The following is a 15959-nucleotide window of genomic DNA, read 5'->3' on the forward strand; positions in this document are numbered from 1 at the left end:
AAAACCAACCACTGTCAGATTTAGTCTAGTCCACCGCACTCAACGCGTTCTTGAACGTCTTGAGGCTGACCGTTTTCCGGTCGCCATCCTGCGTCCGCCAATCCAGTTCGTCGGTGCGGCTCTGAGGCAGGATATAGCCGGTCACGTCATGGGCCTTGAGATAGCGCATAACCGTTCGGGCATCGGGATTGCTGCCGCACTCACGAATGATGCTCGGCCAGTTCACGACAATCGCCTCGCGCCAGCGGACCTTCACGGGCGGCGGGTCGTCGTCCCGGCGGGTCGTCTTAGCATCCGGTTGCGTGGTCGATGCGGCGGCCCTTTGATGATCGTCCGACATGAGCGAACTCAACGGGCCGTTGGGAAGCATTTCCCTCATGCGGGCATGCAGGCGGCTTGCGCGTTCGTTCAGCATTTCGGGGACCGGCACGCCATGCTGCACGAGCCATGATCGCGCATCCTCGAATGCGATATAGAGCGGGACATCGATGATGTCATCAAGGCTCAGTTGCATCTCGTCCATCTCGATCCACCGGCTCAGGCGTGTCGCCGGGACCGGCGTCATCGTCGGCGCTTCGCGAACGACAAGCGCGCCGGAATGAACGGCTGACTTCACTTCGCGAAGGAACGCGCGGAACCGGGCGGTAAAGATGGCCTCATCCTCAGGGGGCATCAGTCGCGCCGGTTGCCCGTTACCGAGCGATGCCAGCCCTTCACGCGCGAACGTCATGGCAAGCTGGCCGACGACAATGTAGCCGTCGAGAAAATACTGAAATTCTTGCTCTTGACCTTCGATCAAATCGGCAAGCGCCCGGCGGGCTTCGGCGTTTTTTCTTTCCGCCTCTTCCAGCATGAGTTGCCGGAGTTCATCGTTACGCATCGTGTTTTCAGACATGCGCCACCTCCACACCATCCTGCGCCGCTTGTGCGGGAACTTCTGCCGGCGAAACGCCCGCCTCGTTGAGCATCCACGTTTCGATTTTTGTGTGCCACATGCGTAGCAGGTCAATCGGACGTTGCTTGTAATGTTTCTCAGCGGTCGCGCTCGGCTTGTGGCCCATGATTTGCGCGACGACACCCACCGGACATTCAATCCATTCCGTGAGCGTCGCGAACGAGCGGCGCAACCCGTGCAGTGTCAACCCCTCGATATGTGCCTTTTCCAGTACCGCGTGATGCGGGACATTCGGTGCTTTCATGCGCCCCGTTTTCGAGCGCGTGCTGGCGAACACCAAATCATTGATGCGGGGTAGCACGGCGAGTAGCGACGACACGTAGGGCGTCAGCGGGATCGTGCGCTCCCCCTCGATCTTGTCGCGCAAATTCAGCGTGTTCCAGCGAAAGTCCACATCCGCCCATTTCACTTCGAGCAGTTCGCCGGGACGCGCACCGGTCAGAAGCAACATTTGCAGGTAGGTTGAATAGTGTGCGTTCCCAATCCCACGCACGCCCGAGAACCAAGGAGCCAGTTGTTCCCGTTGCAGGCAGTCCGATTTCGCACGCGGCTTCGGAACATGCTGGCGTACCTTGCGCGTCGAGCAGACCCGCTCAGGCACGAGGCCCGACCATTTTTCATGCTCTGCGCACCAGTTCAGGCACGCACGCAGCAGCCGAAACGCAAGTGACGCCTGCGTCGGTCGCGTGGCGGTTTCGCGCGCCAGCCAGTCGGCAATCGTATCGGCGGTCAGTCCGGACAGTGGTACGTCGAGCAGCCCCACCAGCGCACCGGCTACTCTCAGCGCTCCGCCGCGTTTGCCCGCTTTGGGTGCGTCACCGCCGCGTCGAGAAACCTTTTCGCGGTCGGAAAGGGTATGCTTACCCCACCGTGCGCGGTTCGCCTCGATATGGGCTTTCCACGCGTCTTCCAGTGTCACCTGACGGCGTTGCGATTCGACGCGTTGTTCCTGTACCGCCTTGAGCACGGCGGCTTTTTCGACACGCGGGTCTTTCCCTTCGTCAATGAGTTTCTTGAGTTCGCGGGCTTTCTGCCGTGCACCGTCAATATCCCACGCGCGAACGTCGCCAATCGTCGTGCGAATCGTGTTGCCCGCGATGCGCCCTTGAAAGATGAAAGACACGCTGCCGGTTGTGGCGCGCAGTCCAAGACCGGGCATGCCTGCGTCCCACATGAAGACTTGTTTGCTGTCGGGCGGGCAACGGAAGTCGCGCACGCGACCTGCGGTGAAGTTGATACGGGCCAAGTGGTGTAACTCCTGCGTAATTGATTTGGGCTAAAACCAACCAATTATATTACATTGACCCTACTTCCATAAACACATTAAGTCATTGATAGTCTTGCACTATCTCTGTTTTTGTCGTGCTGTTCAATGGCGTTACATGGGGTTAGTTGGGAATGCGCCAGCCCCAGCTTTCGAGTTGCGCGGCGCTCAGGAAGAACTGCTGCAGCGCGACCAGCACCGCCATCGCCAGCAACTGGCCGAGCGACAGCGTCGCGAACAGGAAGCTCGAATAGAAGCCGCGGTTCGTCTTGTCGGCCATCTCGCTCAGATAGGTGGCCGAGCTCGCGTATTCGCCGCCGAGGCTCAAGCCCTGCAGCAGCCGCGCGGTGACGAGCAGCACGGGCGCCGCGATGCCGATGCTGGCGTAGCCGGGCGTGAGGCCGATGATCAACGAACCCGCGCACATCGCGAGCACCGAAATCAAGAGCGCGGCGCGGCGCCCCTTGCGATCCGCGTACAGGCCGACCAGCCAGCCGCCGATCGGCCGCATCACGAAGCCGACGGCGAAGATCTCCGCGGTGTTGAGCAACTGCACGGTCTGGCTGCCGGACGGAAAGAAGACCTTCGCGAAATACAGCGAAAACGCCGAGTACACGTACCAGTCGTAGTACTCGATCAGATTGCCGACCGATCCGCTGAAGATCGAGCGAAGGCGGGCGAGGGTCCCGGCTGGCGGGGAATAGGGGGCAGTAGCAAGAGGGCGGACTTGCGACACGTGATGTCTCCGGTTTCGATTGTCTTCATTGCCCGTGCGGATGCCGGCGCCGGACGGCGGCGCGCGTTCGGGTGCAGCAAGGGTAAGAGGAGGAGGCAATCGGCGGAAAGCGAAATAATCGGAACAAGTTTGTTCGCTTTTGTGGAAGCTTCCGCGAAGAGACAAGCCGGCGGCGAGACTGGGCCCTGTATCGGCCGGCCCCCGTATCGCGCCGCGGGCCGGACGCGCCGCGCGACTGTTGCCGCGCGGCCCGCGATGCGCCGTCAGTTCACGCCGGCGGCGCTCCACGCTCGCGCGACCGTTGCGCTCTCAACCGAATTCGCGCCGTACAGGTCGTTCGCCGCCTGGATCGACGCGCGACGCGCGCTCGGGTAGCTGGAGTAGGTGGTCAGGTACAAGGTCAGCGTCCGATACCAGATCTTGCCCGCTTTGTCGCGGCCCAGGCCGCCGAAGCCGGTGTCGCCGTTGCAGACCAGTTGGCTCTTCGACAGCCCGGTATCGGTCGACGGCGTGACCGGGCCTTCCGCCAGCAGATAGAAGAACCGGTTGCCGACGCCCGACGTGTAGTGCGGGTCGTGGCGCGGATTCATCCACGAGAAGCCGCCGGACGGATAGCAACTGTACGACCGGCCGTCGAGATCCTGCTTGTACATCTTGCGCAGGCCGCCGCTCGTGATGCGCGCACCGATCACGTAGTTGCCCGGATCGTTCGGATTGTTCGCGTAGTACTTGACGAGCGTGCCGAAGATGTCGGACGTCGATTCGTTGAGGCCGCCCGCGTCGCCCGAGTAATTCAGGTTCGCGGTGGCCTCGGTCACGCCGTGGCTCATCTCGTGCCCGGCCACGTCGATCGACACGACGGGCTTCGGCAGGCGCGTGCCCGGCTCGCCGTCGCCGTACGCCATCACGCGCGACGACAGCCATGCGGCGTTCGCGCCCGTCGTGCCGCTGCCGGTGTCGAACACGACGTGCGCGTAGCTCTTCACGCCGCGGCCGTCGTTGAAGATGCCGTTGCGGTTGTGCGTGGCCTTGTAGTAGTCCCAGGTCAGCGCGAGGCCGTAGTCGATGTCGGCGGCGACGGTTTGCCGGTCGCTCGTCGTGTTGTTGCCCCACACGTTCGTGCTGCTCGTGAAGATCGGCAGATCGGTGGACTGCTCGACTTCGTCCGAGCTCAGGCCGCGGCCGTCGTACACCGAGCCGCCGCCGCGGGTCGGATCGAGCAGCCGGTACGCGTTCCTGCCGGTCTGGTCGGTCGTCAGCGACAGGTTGCCGTAGTACAGCGAACGGCCGGTGCCCGTCACGGAGGCGGTCTTGATGAGGTCCTGCGCGTCGAGCACGCTGCCCGTGCGCGCATCGATGTAGTAGATCACGGCTTCGCCGTGCGCGTCGGTCGCCTTGCCGTACACGCGCACCGCATAGGCGAGCGTGGGCGCGGCGTCGCGCGCGAACACGACGAGCGCCGCGCCGTCGACGCGGCGCACGTCCGCGCCGAAACGCTTCGACGCGACGCGCAGCGCCGCGTCCGCGCCCACGTCTGGCGCGTTGCGCACCACGAAGCGCTCGCCGATCTTGCCGATCTTGCCCGCGAGATCGATCGGCGCGGGCTGCGTGAGGCTCGCCTGCTTCAGCCGCCCCTGGCTCGAATGGACGACGACGTCGCCGCCGATCACGGACAGCCCCGCGTAGAAGCGGTCGAAGCGCACGTGCTCGGTGCCGTCGGGGTCGACGATCACGTCGCGCACCTGGAACTGGTCGCCGTCCGCCGGCGCTTTCGCCTGCGCGCCGGCGAACTTCAGCGTGCGCGCGGCGCTGCCGGCGGCGAGGTTGAAGGTGGACGGGTTCTGCTGGATCAACTGCAGCGCGCGGTCGGCCGCGGCCTGCGGATCGTCGGCTTGCGCAAACGCGCTGACACACGCGAGGGAAATCGCGGTGATCGACAGCAGGCAAGATAGTTTCTTCATGTAATCCCCCAGATAATGAATGATTGCGTGATTATTCAAAATGCATTAACTGCAAGCATTAAACATGAGAGGTACCCTTGAACTGCAGAGGCATGCTAGGAGGCCAATTCAATATTTACAAGATATTTACCAAAATATTAATGTTTCATTGTTTCGGTGTGAATCGAGTCAGGCGTTGGTGAGGAATTTGAAATGATCCTGTGCGGCGCATCGGGCGCGCCGCCGATGTCGAGCTGCCGGCGCGCGCCGGGCGGCAATCGCGTGGTGCGGGCGGCGGGGCGGCGCTGCTCGCGAGGCGGCTCGGTGGAATGCGCGGCGCGCATGCGGGCCGCCAACGGCGGTCATATTCAGTTTTTCTGGATATTCAATTGGATTGTTGATGGTATTTTTTGTGAATATTCCATTGATTCGCGAGGATCTGATTGTTGACCCGGATTGCCTGAGTTTCGAATTTGTCAGCGAAGATCGGGCGAATGAGTGGCGCGCCGAATGGCGATATTTGTCCGGAAGGATGAAATGGCGCGGCGGCCGATGATGCGGAAAAACGACGCGCCGCATGATGCGATGGCCGCCGGCACGGCGGACGGCGGCGCGATATTGCCGCGACGGGCTTGCGCGGTGATCGATTGGCCGCGCGAGGATCGAAAGCCGGTCGCGGCGACGCGATGCGAAGCGAAGCGGCCGCTCAGGGCTGCGCGACGCACATGCCGGCGCGATCGTCGCCCGTCTCGACGATCCACGCGTTCGACGCGAGCTTGCGAAAGCGCAGGTCGATTTCGTCGCCGACGTCAGGCAGTGCGGACGGCAGCGGCTGCGACGCCGCGCTGTCGCGCGCCGTATAGGCGACGTGGTTGACGCGGCACAGCAGCGAGCCGTCGCCTCTGAAGAGCGTTTGCAGCGAGCCGCTGCGATCGATGGACAGGTTCACTTTCTCGTGCTCGAAGCAACCCCACACGTGCACGCGGTGCACGTCGAGCCAGAACGACGTCGACAGCGTGGCCTGACGCGTCACGCCGTCCTTGCTCAGCACGAAGCGCGGCTGGCGGATCACGCATTTGCTGCGCGGCAGGTCGCGATACGCGCCGACCGTGACGTACCAGGCCGTCCATCCGCTCAGCACCACGACGCACAGTGCGATTAGTTGCTCTTTTCGAAGAAATAGGCTTGGCACAGTTCAGGCGTTTCGTAGATGGATTCCGGGCATACCGCGAGCCAGTCATTCGATCCCAGCTCGATCTCGTAGACGAAGCTGCCCTTGAGCGGCTTGACGTCGATGGCTTTCAGCAGATCGGGCTGGTTCATGCGGCCGTCGGAGAAGTAGTGGATGCCGTCGATGGTTCGCGTGAAGCGGAACCGGAAGGTGTTGTCGCGATGCCGGAACGTCTGCCACGTGAGCACGCTCGCCCACGCCGCGAGCGTCACGTAGATCGCGAGATACGCCGCTCGGCGCCGTGGCGATCGCGCATGCGTCGCGCGCGTGGCGGGCGGCGGCGCGGGAGTCGCGCGCGGCGTAGTCGATGTATCCGGCGCATGCGGTGCGTCCGGCTCGTTCGATGCGATCGGTGCGATCGGTGCGGCAAGCGGGGCGTGTGCTGCGTGCGCGTCGGCCGGCGCGGCGGCGGGCTCCGGTTCGGACGAAGCGGGCGCGGCATGCGCATCCGAAGCAGGCGGCGATTCGTCGAGCGGCTCGGCGAACCCGAGGAAGCGAAGGCCGAGCCGCGGCAGCGTCTTCACTTGCGTGGGCGGGATGCCTTGCTCGTCGAGCTTGACGCGCAGCGCGCGCACGAGCTGGTGATAACTGCCTTCCGTGACGAAGAGCCCCTTGCTCTCCCAGATGTGCTCGATCACGGCCTGCTTGCTGGCCGTGCCCTGCATCAAGATGCAAAGCAATTCGGTTTCGTTGGCGGTAAGCGTGGTGACGATGTCGCCGCGAGAAAGCGTCATCGCTTGACTATCGAATATGACACTGCCGTCGATCTGGTACTTGCTCAAAATATGGCGTTTCTCACTGTTTGAAAAGTCATTCGAAGGCGATGTGAATCGCCTCATATGGGCCGACTCGAGCGAGTGCGCATCGAATTGCGCATCGTGCGTATTTCTTTTCGAGTACTGACCAATGGCGGCGCGTGTGGAAGCCGCGCTGCCGCGTCGTTGGGCGGCATCTGCGTCAATTTGTCGCGGAGATCCGGATAAAGCGAGCGGCGTATGGCGCCCCGATAGTGAATGGTCCTAAAGCGTTTCTTGTGACCTCGACAACAGACAGATGCTGCATTATCTTTTACGAAATTGTCGTAAGCAATTATTTAAGAATAGTGCTCAATTGTGTGTCTCGGCGATTCAGCATCGAATGATGCCGAAGTTCGGTGTGCGAATTGCACGATTTCAATGGGAAATTGCGCTTGAAAAGCGCCCGGCGAGAAAAAAGAGACGCCGCGGGAATCGATGAGAGAAGGTGCGCCGGTGCATGTGGCGCATGCGTTTCGTGGTCGATGCGTCACGTCGTCTTTTTCGTGCGGCGTGTGCGACGAGGGGGGATGCGCAGCGATGCCGGGGGCGGCATCGCGAATCACGCGGTGCGAATGCGAATGGGGGAGCGGCGGGGGAAGGCGGCGCTCGCCATCACCAACTGCCGTTGCCGTCGAACGTCGGGCAGGCGCTCGGATCGTCGGGGTCGGGGAACATCACCTGCTGCTTGAAGCCGTCGATCAGCCATCGCCTCATGATCTCGTCGAGCGAGGTGGACGGCTTCGGTGCGTCGCGCTCCGTCGAATGATCGACGGCGTCAGTCTGCACGTGTGTCGCGGTTTGCAAGGGCGTCATGGCATGGCTCCTGTTCGGTTGAAGTGTCGGCGGTCCCGGCTGCCGCGCGGCACGCGGCGAGCGCCGCATCGCAAAGCTCGTGTGCGATGTCGCGCGGATCGAATTCGAGAATGGCCTCGTCCGATTCGACGACGAACGTTCGCGTGTCGGCGACGACGACCTGCGCCGACGGATACGCGTCGTTCAGGCGTTCGCGTATCGCGGGCGCGATCCGCTTCGCGTGCGCCGGCACGGACACGCGCAGCGGGCGATCGGCCGCGCACGCGCGCCGGCTCGCGAGCGCGCCGGCGATGCGCAGCAGCAGATCGGGATCGTCGAGCAGGCGTTCGAGCGAGCAGCGGACATCGTCGACGACGCGTTCGAGCAACGTCGCCCGCTGCGCGTCGACCCGCTCGATGCAAGCGGCGACTTCCGCGATCGCGCGGGCGAACCCGGCTTCGTAGCCGGCCGTCGCCGCGCGCGCGCGGCATGCATTGGCGTCGCGTTCGGCGTCGCGCACGAGCCGTTGTGCGCGGCGCCTCGCTTCGTCGAGCAATCGTTCGGCGCGGGCCGCCTGCGACAGCGGCGCGCGCTTGAGCAGCACGCCGGCCAGCGGCGCGAGCGTGTCAGGAAACTGGCGCAGGGTCGAGGAGCGCATGATTCACCGCGAAGGAGAAGAGCGTGGGAGACGAGGCGCCGCACGCATCGCCGCGCGCGCCGCCCAGTTCGGAGGCGAGCCGCGTCGCATGCGCGCGCGGGAACAGCAGCGGCAGCCGCTGGCGCAGCGCACGCGGCGCGTCGCGCAGCGCGGCCGCGACGCACGCGGCGCCGGCCGCGACGATCGCGTCGTCGTCGGGCGCGCCGGCGCACGCGGCTTTAGGCACGGCCGCGAGCGGTACGCACAGAAAGCGCTGGCTCGACGCATCGAGCCGCACGTAGCGCCCGTGCTCGACGAGCGCCGCGCGCAGCCGCTGCACGCCGATCAGGAACGCGATGCGCGGCAGCCGCGCCCAATGGTCGACGCAGGGCGCCGCGAGCGGCGCGCCGCGCCAATCGCAATCGATCGCGGTGTCGAGGCGATGATGATCGATCAGCCACTGGTTCGCGACGTCCGCGGGCACGCGCGCGAGGTCGACGCCGGCGATCGTCCGATGATCCGGATGCGCATAGCCGAGCGGGCCGTACATCACCTGCATCAATGCGTGCGGATTCATCGGCGTGGCTCCGGCGGGGCGCCGCGCGACGCGTGCGATGCATCCGGCGCGTTCTCCGCGTCGAAGTGCGCGGCCGTGCCGGGTGCGTCGAGTGCGTCGATCGGGGCCGGCGCATCGGTGATGTCCGGCGCGGCCGCGCCGACCGGCCCGTCGGGCGCGGTGCTCGCCGACGCGTCGCGCGCGGCGGCGGCGCGCCTGCGGCGCTGGCAGGCGAGCCCGCCCGCGGCCGCCGCCGCGAGCGCGACCGGAATGGCGGCGAGCCAGTAGAGCCACGCGGCGCCCGCATGCGACGCCGGCGGCGTCGGCGCGCCGCGGAACAGTGACGGCGCGCGATACAGGATGACCGAGATGTCGTCGTAGTCGATGTTCGTGAAGCTGTTCTTCACGAACCGCTTCACTTCGCTCACGAGGATGTCCGCGTTCACGTCGTTGCGGTACGTGAGGAGCGCGGCGACGTGCATCCGCGCGTCGGGCTTGCCGCTGTCGGACGGCTTGAGCGGATAGCTCACCTGCACGCGCGCGCTGACGACGTTCTGCAGCGCGGCGAGATTCTGCTCGAGGCGCTGCTCGACGGCCGACAGCAGCCGCGCCTGCTCGGCCTGCGGCGACGCGACGAGCGCGTCGGCCGGAAATGCCTGCGCGATCTGCACGCGCGCCTGCGACGGCAGGTTGTATTGCCGCAGCAGATCGACGGCGGTCGGAAAGTCGGCCTGCTCGACGCTGACCGCATAGCCGGTCTTGCCGAGGTCCTCCTTGCGCACGGCGAGATCGTGCGCCTGGAGCACCGCGACGACGTCGTTCGCCTGCTGCTCGGTCAGGTTCTTCAGCAACTCCTGCTGGTTGCACGCGGCGAGCAGCAGCAGCGCCGGCAGCAGCGAGAAAGAGACGAATCGCTTCATCGCGTCATTGCGCCTTGACGAGCGTCTCCACTGCCGAGACGGCCTTGCGCGCGAGCGTGCTCGCGAGCGACATGTAGATGTTGTAGTCGGACAGCTCGGTCTGCAGCGCGATCAGCTTCTCCGGATGCGCGAAGGCGACCGGATCGGCGAGCCGCGACTCGATGCTCGCCTTCGCGACGTTCGACTTGTCGTTCGCATCGGCGAGCGTTTGCTTCAGGATCGCGTCGAGCGTCGCCGGCCGCTCGGGCGATTCGATTTCGCTGAGCTGCGGCAGCGCGGACACGGCGTGCGGATTCATGATGTTCATGATCGTTCGGACCGGCGCGGCGCGGCTCGCGCCGCGTCGCCCCGGAGAGGAAGTGAGGGTTAGCGGAAGTTCGAGACGATCGACGAATCGATGTCCTTCATCGATTTGACCGCGCTGCTCTGCGCGTTCCGGTACAGGTTGTATTCGGACATGATCATCTGATAGTTCGCGAGCGCCGTCGGGTCGCTCGGGTTCTTCGTGAGGTTCGCCTGCGCGTCCTGCAGTTGCTGGTTCAGATCCTTCACGCCGGTGTCGAACGCGCGGCCGATGCCGGTCAGGTAGCCTGACCACTCGTAGTCGGCCAGCAATGGAGTCGGGGAATTGCTCATCGGAAATGTGCTCCTTCCAGGGGTTGCGGGAAATACCAGGACGCGTGATCGAGCAGCACGTAGCCGTCGCCGCCTTCCCGATAGGATTTGCCCTTCAGCCAGTCGGTGCGCAGCGCGATCTTGAAGTCGACGCGGCGCGTGCCCCACTTGTGGCCGAACGAGCGCATGAGGTTTTGCAACGCGGCGAGCTCCTCGTCGCCGAACGACGTCGCCACCTCGAACGTCGCGCCGCCTTGCCGCGCGAGCAGCCGGTAGCGCGCGCCCACCTTGTCGAGCGCGTTGCGCGCTTCCTGCTCGATCGCGCCGAGGCTCGCGTCGATCACGCGGACGTCCTGCACGTACGGCGCCGCGCGCCGCAGCTCGCGGACCGCGCGTTCGCGCGCGGCCGCGGGCAGGCGGTCGGTGACGATCAGCTCGGGGCGCTCGGGCGCGTCGAGCCGCACGGTCACGAAATCGATGCCGGCTTCGTCGAGCCGGCCCTCGATCCGCCGCCGCTCCGCGCCGATCACGGCGACCTCGACCCGCTCCGGCAGCGCCGCCTTCAGCAGCGCCTCGCGGTCCCATTCGGCGCCGTCCTGCGACGCGCTCAGCACATAGATCCGGCCGTCGTCGCCTGGCAGGATCGCGTTGCGCGCGGGCGCGCCCGCCAGCACGCCGTTCACGCTCGCGAGCTTCTGCGCGCCCGCATAGCGTTGCACTTGCCAATACGCCAGCGCCGCGAGCGCGCCCCCCGCGACGAGCACTGCGCCCAGCTTGAGCGCGAAGCGCGATATGCGCTCGGGGGGCTCGGCGGCGGCGTCCGACGCCTTCGGGCGCAGCGCGTGCGGCTCGGGCTGCGGCGCATAGTGCACGACCGCGTCGCTCCATTCGTCGCCCTGGCGCTTGACCGCGAACGCGACGTCGCCGGTGCGGCAGACGGTATTGAACGCCGCGTATTGCGTGACGCAACCGTCCGCGGACAGAAAATCGACTTCGAAATCGCCGCGTGCGGCGTCGCCGGTTTCCGCGATTTGTGTCGCCCGCCCCGGCAAGCGGGGAAAACGCAGGCGAAAATTCGGCGAACCGGCCCGATGCGGGATATACAGCGTATCGACCGCATGCTCCAGAAAATGATCGGCGCGATTTTCCGGTTTCCCGGCCGGACGATCGTCGACCACGTGCTCGCCGACACAGAAAAATAGTTCGCCCGACGGAATCGCAATGTCCGATCCGAAAAGCGGGCCGAACAGGATTCGAAGCTGCAGGCTTTCATGTCCGGGATCTGGTTTATTCATCTCGGTGATTTTCCAAGGCGGCCTGGACGACAAATGGCCCGATGATGGATATGCCGTTCGTTCGATCGATTCCGTTGCCGTCGATCGTGAACCGGATAATCGGATTCGAATCGGGCGACTGCATCGATCGGGATCTTGGCTGACGCGCCGGAATCCGGCTCGATGACCGGAATGTACCGCCGGGCGGACTTCTGCACCATGAATGGCCCTGAATAGTTCTGAATGGAAATATGAAAGAAGATTATTGTCAGATGAATCCATCTGATTTTCGTGAGATTTTATAAATCGCCGAATTTTTGCTTGATCGGAATGTGACGCCTGATTAATCTGCGTTCCCGGAAAGGCCGCGAAATGCATGGGCGAGATTTCACGGACAATATCGAGGAGTGCGCGATGGCGAATCGATTCAATAAATTCGATTGCGTGGTGGTTTCACCAGGAAAATCCAGATTATTTACGGGGCCGGCAATCAGGCTGATCAGGCCGATCACGGAAAACGCGAAACTGGACGTATCGTTCGGCGCGGCGTCCCATGCCGTTTCGATCGACAAGGATAAATCGGCGCTGGTCGCCGGCGCCGGTCAATTCAAAATCGCGTCGCGCGAAGGCGCATGGCGTTTTCATGACGTGCCGTTATTCGAGGCGGCGAAATTGCTCGCTTTTCTGGAAAGCTGCGCGAAGCCGAATGGCGCAGGACGCGAATATCGCGCGGGCGTGCCGGACGGCGCGGTGATCGACGCGCCGGGCGACCTGAGCATCTGGAAATTCGACCGGTGGCTGATCGCTCGCGTGATGGGCGCGCCGCACGCCGCCGATCCGCTGCTCGCGTTCCTGCGCGCGCAGGAGAGCTACGAACTCGTGCGCTTTCTGCTGCGCGAGCGCGCGAGCCCGCAGCCGATCGCCGCGCTCGCCGCGCGCTACGGCGTATCGGAGCCGCACTTTCGGCGGCTGTGCCGGCAGGCGCTCGGCCGCGGCCTGAAGCGCGAGCTTCGGCAATGGCGCGCCGCGCAGGCGGTGCTCGAAGTCGTCGAGAGCCGCGACAGCATGACCGAGGTCGCGATGAGCAACGGCTTTGCGTCGTCGTCCCACTTCTCCAGGGAAATCAAGGACTTGTTCGGCATTTCGCCGTGCCGGTTCCGCCGCAGGACATGAGGAGCCCGAACCGATGATGTATGCCGACACGGCCAGACGACACGCAGCCGCGCTCGCCGCATCGCTGCTGATGACGGGCGCGGCGCTCGCCGCGCCGACCGACGCGGCGCCGCCCGCCGACTCGGGCGGGCCGCCCGTGCGGCTCGACGCGGCGGACGGCGCCGCGCGCGCCGCTGCGCAGCCGGCGGGCGTCGCGCCGCAAGACGGCGAGCGCCATTTCGTTGCGAACGACGCGAGCATCAGCGTGCTGCTCAACGCGCTGTCCGGCCGGCTGCGCAAGCCGATCGTCGCGAGCGACAAGGTGCGCCGCAAGCACGTGACGGGCGAGTTCGACCTCGCGCGTGGGCGCGCGCTCCTCGCGCAACTGGGCGAATCGATGTCGCTGCTCTGGTACGACGACGGCGCGTCGATCTACATCTACGACAACTCGGAGATCAAGAACGCGGTCATATCGATGCGCCATGCGACCGTGCGCAACCTGCGCGACTTCATCCGGCAGACGCGGCTCTACGACCCGCGCTTTCCGGTGCGCGGCGACGACCTGAGCAACACGTTCTACGTGACGGGCGCGCCCGTCTACGTGAATCTCGTCGCCGCCGCCGCGCGCTATCTCGACGAGGTGCGCTCGAACGAGGCGAGCGACAGACAGGTCGTGCGCGTCGTGCAGCTTCACAACAGCTTCGTCGTCGATCGCCAGTACGCGCTGCGCGACAAGGAGATCGACATCCCGGGCATGGCGACCGTGCTCGGCCGGATCTTCGGCCCGGCGCGGCCGGGGGCGCCGGCGATGTCATCCGCCGCGCCGGTCGCGTCGGTCGCGTCGGTCGATGCGGCGGCGCGCGGCGGCGCGGGGGGCGCAATCGGCAAGACCGCGTTCTCGCTCGCCGACGCATTGCCCGCGCCGCTCGATGCCGGCAACGCGCCGGGCGGCGCAGGCTCGCCGGATTCGGCGCACCCGACGAGCGCCGCGAGCCCGTCGGGCGGTGTCGCGGTGCCTGCGTCGGACGGCGTGCGCGCGGTCGCGTATCCGGACACGAACAGCGTGATCCTGGTCGGCCGGCTCGACAAGGTGCAGGACATGGAGGCGCTGATCCGCTCGCTCGACGTCGAGAAGCGGCAGATCGAGCTGTCGCTGTGGATCATCGACATCCGCAAGAGTCGGCTCGACCAACTGGGCATCGATTGGCAGGGCGCGCTCAATGCGCCCGGCATAGGCGTGGGCTTCAACAATCGCGGCGGCGGCAACGTGACGACGCTCGACGGCACGAAATTCCTCGCGTCGGTGGCGGCGCTCAGCCAGACGGGCGACGCAACGGTGATCTCGCGGCCGATCGTGCTCACGCAGGAGAACGTGCCGGCGACGTTCGACAGCAACCAGACGTTCTACGCGAAGCTGATCGGCGAGCGCGCGGTGCAACTCGATCACGTGACCTACGGCACGCTCGTCAACGTATTGCCGCGGCTCACGCGCGATGCGTCGCAGGTCGAAATGATCGTCGACATCGAGGACGGCAACACCGACGGCGCGACGAGCGACGGCCAGATCGTCGTCGACAACAACGCGATGCCGCTCGTCAACCGCACCGAGATCAACACGGTCGCGCGCGTGCCGCGCGAGATGAGCCTGCTCATCGGCGGCAACACGCGCGACGACGTGACGCGCCGCACGTTCAGGATTCCTGGGCTCGCGAGCATCCCGTTGATCGGCGGGCTGTTTCGCGGGCATTCGGACCGGCACGAGCAGGTCGTGCGCGTGTTCCTGATCCAGCCGAAGCTGCTGCGCGCGGGCGCGGCCTGGCCCGACGGGCAGCCGTGGGAATCCGGCGATCCATCGGACAACGCGACGCTGCGCGCAACCGTGCAGATGCTCAAACCCTACATGGACGACAGATCATGAGCTCGATCATCGGCGGCGCATCGGCCGCGCGGCGCGGCTTTTCTGTCGACGGCACGGGCGCGGCGAACCGGCTCGACGCCGAGCCGTCGCTCGACGAAGCGCCGCAGGCGCCGGCTGCGGGCGCGGCCGGCGTCGACGCGCAGCTCGCCGAGCTCGACGGAGAAGCCGCGAACGCCGCCGCGCAGTTCGGCCGGTTCCGCGCGTCGGAGCGCAAGGGGCGCCGCAGCGACGATCTCGAACGGATACTCGACACGGACGCCGACGAGAAGCTCGACGAGCTTGCCGCGCTGCTCGGCCGCCAGAGCCTGCCCGACGGCCGCGCGACGCGCGGCCGCGCGGACCTCGCGGCGCTGCTGCGCGACGCGCGCGAGCGCTTTCGCGACGAGAGCGATCTGCTGCTCGCGCTGCGCGAGCTGCGCCGGCGGCGCCGGCTCGACGGCGAATCCGTCGACGTCGTCGAGCGCGCGATCGAGGAACTGCTCGCGGGCGACGGCAACAAGCGGATCAAGGCGGGCATCAACGCGGCGCTGAAGGCGAAGGTGTTCGGCGCGCGCATGCAGCTCGATCCGCGCCGGCTGCGCGAGCTGTACCGGCAGTTTCTCGAGTTCGACGGCTCGTATCTCGTCGTCTACGAAGACTGGATCGAGCAGTTCGGCGCGGGCCGGCGCAAGCGGATTCTCGACTACGTGAGCGCCGCGCTGTCGTACGACATGCAGTCGCACGACCCGAGCTGCGGCTGCGCGGCCGAGTTCGGGCCGCTCCTCGGCACGCTGCATCACGCGCGGCTGCTCGCGTCGGCCGACGAGCTGTTCGTCGGCCGGCTGCTCGACGATGCGCTCGCGCGCGATTGCGGGCTCACCGAGGCGCGCGCGCTCGCGACGATGCTGGGCGGCCTGCAGCGGCCGTTCTCGGTCGCCGACGTGCTGCTGCGCACGCTCGGCGATCTGCTCGAGCCGCTCGCGGCCGAGCGCCGCTCGCAATTGCTGCAGCTCGCGCTGCGCGCGTTCGCGGGCGTGCCGATCGCGCTCTACGGCGACGCCGACGCGCGCCGCGCGGCGCTCGGCGCGCTCGAGGAGCTGATCGGCGCGACGTACGCGCGCGAGCGGCGGCAGGCGCGCGCGCGCGCGGACGGCGGCTCGCGCGCGGCGCCTTTCATTCGATCCGGTCGATAG

Annotated in this window: 17 protein-coding genes and 1 pseudogene; 4 read left to right on the forward strand and 14 right to left on the reverse strand. The window is 65.9% G+C overall.

Translation table 11 applies throughout. From position 1 onward, the window contains the following. Positions 1-25 precede the first annotated feature (25 nt). The 4 genes and pseudogenes from AQ610_RS23065 to AQ610_RS23080 form a co-directional block, all read right to left on the reverse strand. On the reverse strand, positions 26-895 hold the full coding sequence (locus AQ610_RS23065; protein WP_045554808.1) for a hypothetical protein: 870 nt from the start codon (positions 893-895) through the stop codon (positions 26-28). Beyond that, positions 888-2201 carry a tyrosine-type recombinase/integrase gene (locus tag AQ610_RS23070; protein ID WP_043283165.1) on the reverse strand — a complete coding sequence of 438 codons (1314 nt, stop codon included), beginning with the start codon at positions 2199-2201 and terminating at the stop codon, positions 888-890. Before AQ610_RS23070 ends, AQ610_RS23065 begins: the two co-directional genes overlap by 8 nt. 148 nt (positions 2202-2349) lie before the next feature. Then, positions 2350-2955: pseudogene (locus AQ610_RS23075) on the reverse strand (MFS transporter); the annotation flags it as partial. A gap of 263 nt (positions 2956-3218) precedes the next feature. Continuing rightward, a complete protein-coding gene (locus tag AQ610_RS23080) occupies positions 3219-4916 on the reverse strand; it encodes a M4 family metallopeptidase (protein ID WP_009915479.1) in 1698 nt (565 codons plus the stop codon). 192 nt (positions 4917-5108) lie between these two features. On the opposite strand from AQ610_RS23080, the gene AQ610_RS36360 reads away from it, so the two are divergent. Continuing rightward, positions 5109-5345 (forward strand): hypothetical protein, encoded by a 237-nt coding sequence (locus AQ610_RS36360; protein WP_144411896.1) that lies wholly within the window; start codon positions 5109-5111, stop codon positions 5343-5345. A 26-nt stretch (positions 5346-5371) separates the two neighbouring features. Here the strand turns inward: AQ610_RS36360 and AQ610_RS36365 are convergent, their stop codons facing one another. The 10 genes from AQ610_RS36365 to AQ610_RS23125 all read right to left on the reverse strand — a co-directional run bounded on the left by AQ610_RS36365 (position 5372) and on the right by AQ610_RS23125 (position 11738). Further along, positions 5372-5620 carry a hypothetical protein gene (locus AQ610_RS36365; protein ID WP_009915478.1) on the reverse strand — a complete coding sequence of 83 codons (249 nt, stop codon included), beginning with the start codon at positions 5618-5620 and terminating at the stop codon, positions 5372-5374. Next, positions 5602-6039, reverse strand: coding sequence for a hypothetical protein (locus AQ610_RS23085; RefSeq protein WP_006028917.1), 438 nt, complete (start codon positions 6037-6039; stop codon positions 5602-5604). The genes AQ610_RS36365 and AQ610_RS23085 overlap by 19 nt, the downstream gene beginning before the upstream one ends. A gap of 14 nt (positions 6040-6053) precedes the next feature. Next, the gene (locus AQ610_RS23090; protein ID WP_043283164.1) at positions 6054-6965 is read right to left on the reverse strand and encodes a winged helix-turn-helix domain-containing protein; all 912 of its coding nucleotides are present in this window, start codon (positions 6963-6965) and stop codon (positions 6054-6056) included. A gap of 570 nt (positions 6966-7535) precedes the next feature. Then, positions 7536-7736, reverse strand: a complete 201-nt coding sequence (locus AQ610_RS36950) for a hypothetical protein (RefSeq protein WP_043283163.1) — start codon at positions 7734-7736, stop codon at positions 7536-7538. Continuing rightward, positions 7699-8373: a type III secretion system stator protein SctL gene (gene sctL / locus AQ610_RS23100; RefSeq protein WP_006028914.1), complete on the reverse strand. Its 675-nt coding sequence runs from the start codon at positions 8371-8373 to the stop codon at positions 7699-7701. Before sctL ends, AQ610_RS36950 begins: the two co-directional genes overlap by 38 nt. After that, positions 8342-8929, reverse strand: a complete 588-nt coding sequence (locus AQ610_RS23105) for a type III secretion apparatus protein OrgA/MxiK (protein ID WP_006028913.1) — start codon at positions 8927-8929, stop codon at positions 8342-8344. Before AQ610_RS23105 ends, sctL begins: the two co-directional genes overlap by 32 nt. Then, positions 8926-9828, reverse strand: coding sequence for a type III secretion system inner membrane ring lipoprotein SctJ (sctJ, locus tag AQ610_RS23110; protein ID WP_006028912.1), 903 nt, complete (start codon positions 9826-9828; stop codon positions 8926-8928). Before sctJ ends, AQ610_RS23105 begins: the two co-directional genes overlap by 4 nt. 4 nt (positions 9829-9832) lie before the next feature. Then, positions 9833-10135 carry a type III secretion system inner rod subunit SctI gene (sctI, locus tag AQ610_RS23115; RefSeq protein WP_006028911.1) on the reverse strand — a complete coding sequence of 101 codons (303 nt, stop codon included), beginning with the start codon at positions 10133-10135 and terminating at the stop codon, positions 9833-9835. A 59-nt stretch (positions 10136-10194) separates the two neighbouring features. Continuing rightward, positions 10195-10464 (reverse strand): type III secretion system needle filament protein BsaL, encoded by a 270-nt coding sequence (bsaL, locus tag AQ610_RS23120; RefSeq protein WP_009915466.1) that lies wholly within the window; start codon positions 10462-10464, stop codon positions 10195-10197. Beyond that, complete coding sequence (locus AQ610_RS23125) at positions 10461-11738, reverse strand: PrgH/EprH family type III secretion apparatus protein (protein WP_009915465.1); 1278 nt, start codon at positions 11736-11738, stop codon at positions 10461-10463. Before AQ610_RS23125 ends, bsaL begins: the two co-directional genes overlap by 4 nt. Positions 11739-12224: 486 nt before the next feature. On the opposite strand from AQ610_RS23125, the gene AQ610_RS23130 reads away from it, so the two are divergent. From AQ610_RS23130 to sctW, 3 genes are read left to right on the forward strand one after another with little or no spacing between them, the layout of a single operon-like run. Next, on the forward strand, positions 12225-12890 hold the full coding sequence (locus AQ610_RS23130; RefSeq protein WP_041862113.1) for a helix-turn-helix domain-containing protein: 666 nt from the start codon (positions 12225-12227) through the stop codon (positions 12888-12890). 13 nt (positions 12891-12903) lie between these two features. Next, a complete protein-coding gene (gene sctC, locus AQ610_RS23135) occupies positions 12904-14787 on the forward strand; it encodes a type III secretion system outer membrane ring subunit SctC (protein WP_006028907.1) in 1884 nt (627 codons plus the stop codon). Next, positions 14784-15959, forward strand: a complete 1176-nt coding sequence (sctW, locus tag AQ610_RS23140) for a type III secretion system gatekeeper subunit SctW (protein ID WP_006028906.1) — start codon at positions 14784-14786, stop codon at positions 15957-15959. Before sctC ends, sctW begins: the two co-directional genes overlap by 4 nt.

This window comes from Burkholderia humptydooensis, assembly GCF_001513745.1.
Taxonomy (GTDB): Bacteria; Pseudomonadota; Gammaproteobacteria; order Burkholderiales; family Burkholderiaceae; genus Burkholderia; species Burkholderia humptydooensis.

Coding starts and splice junctions, on each gene's coding strand:
- AQ610_RS23065 (WP_045554808.1), bottom strand. CDS start 895: ATGTCTGAAAACACGATGCGTAACGATGAACTCCGGCAACTCATGCTG.
- AQ610_RS23080 (WP_009915479.1), bottom strand. CDS start 4,916: ATGAAGAAACTATCTTGCCTGCTGTCGATCACCGCGATTTCCCTCGCG.
- AQ610_RS36360 (WP_144411896.1), top strand. CDS start 5,109: ATGATCCTGTGCGGCGCATCGGGCGCGCCGCCGATGTCGAGCTGCCGG.
- AQ610_RS23090 (WP_043283164.1), bottom strand. CDS start 6,965: ATGAGGCGATTCACATCGCCTTCGAATGACTTTTCAAACAGTGAGAAA.
- AQ610_RS36950 (WP_043283163.1), bottom strand. CDS start 7,736: ATGACGCCCTTGCAAACCGCGACACACGTGCAGACTGACGCCGTCGAT.
- sctL (WP_006028914.1), bottom strand. CDS start 8,373: ATGCGCTCCTCGACCCTGCGCCAGTTTCCTGACACGCTCGCGCCGCTG.
- AQ610_RS23105 (WP_006028913.1), bottom strand. CDS start 8,929: ATGAATCCGCACGCATTGATGCAGGTGATGTACGGCCCGCTCGGCTAT.
- sctJ (WP_006028912.1), bottom strand. CDS start 9,828: ATGAAGCGATTCGTCTCTTTCTCGCTGCTGCCGGCGCTGCTGCTGCTC.
- sctI (WP_006028911.1), bottom strand. CDS start 10,135: ATGAACATCATGAATCCGCACGCCGTGTCCGCGCTGCCGCAGCTCAGC.
- bsaL (WP_009915466.1), bottom strand. CDS start 10,464: ATGAGCAATTCCCCGACTCCATTGCTGGCCGACTACGAGTGGTCAGGC.
- AQ610_RS23125 (WP_009915465.1), bottom strand. CDS start 11,738: ATGAATAAACCAGATCCCGGACATGAAAGCCTGCAGCTTCGAATCCTG.
- sctC (WP_006028907.1), top strand. CDS start 12,904: ATGATGTATGCCGACACGGCCAGACGACACGCAGCCGCGCTCGCCGCA.
- sctW (WP_006028906.1), top strand. CDS start 14,784: ATGAGCTCGATCATCGGCGGCGCATCGGCCGCGCGGCGCGGCTTTTCT.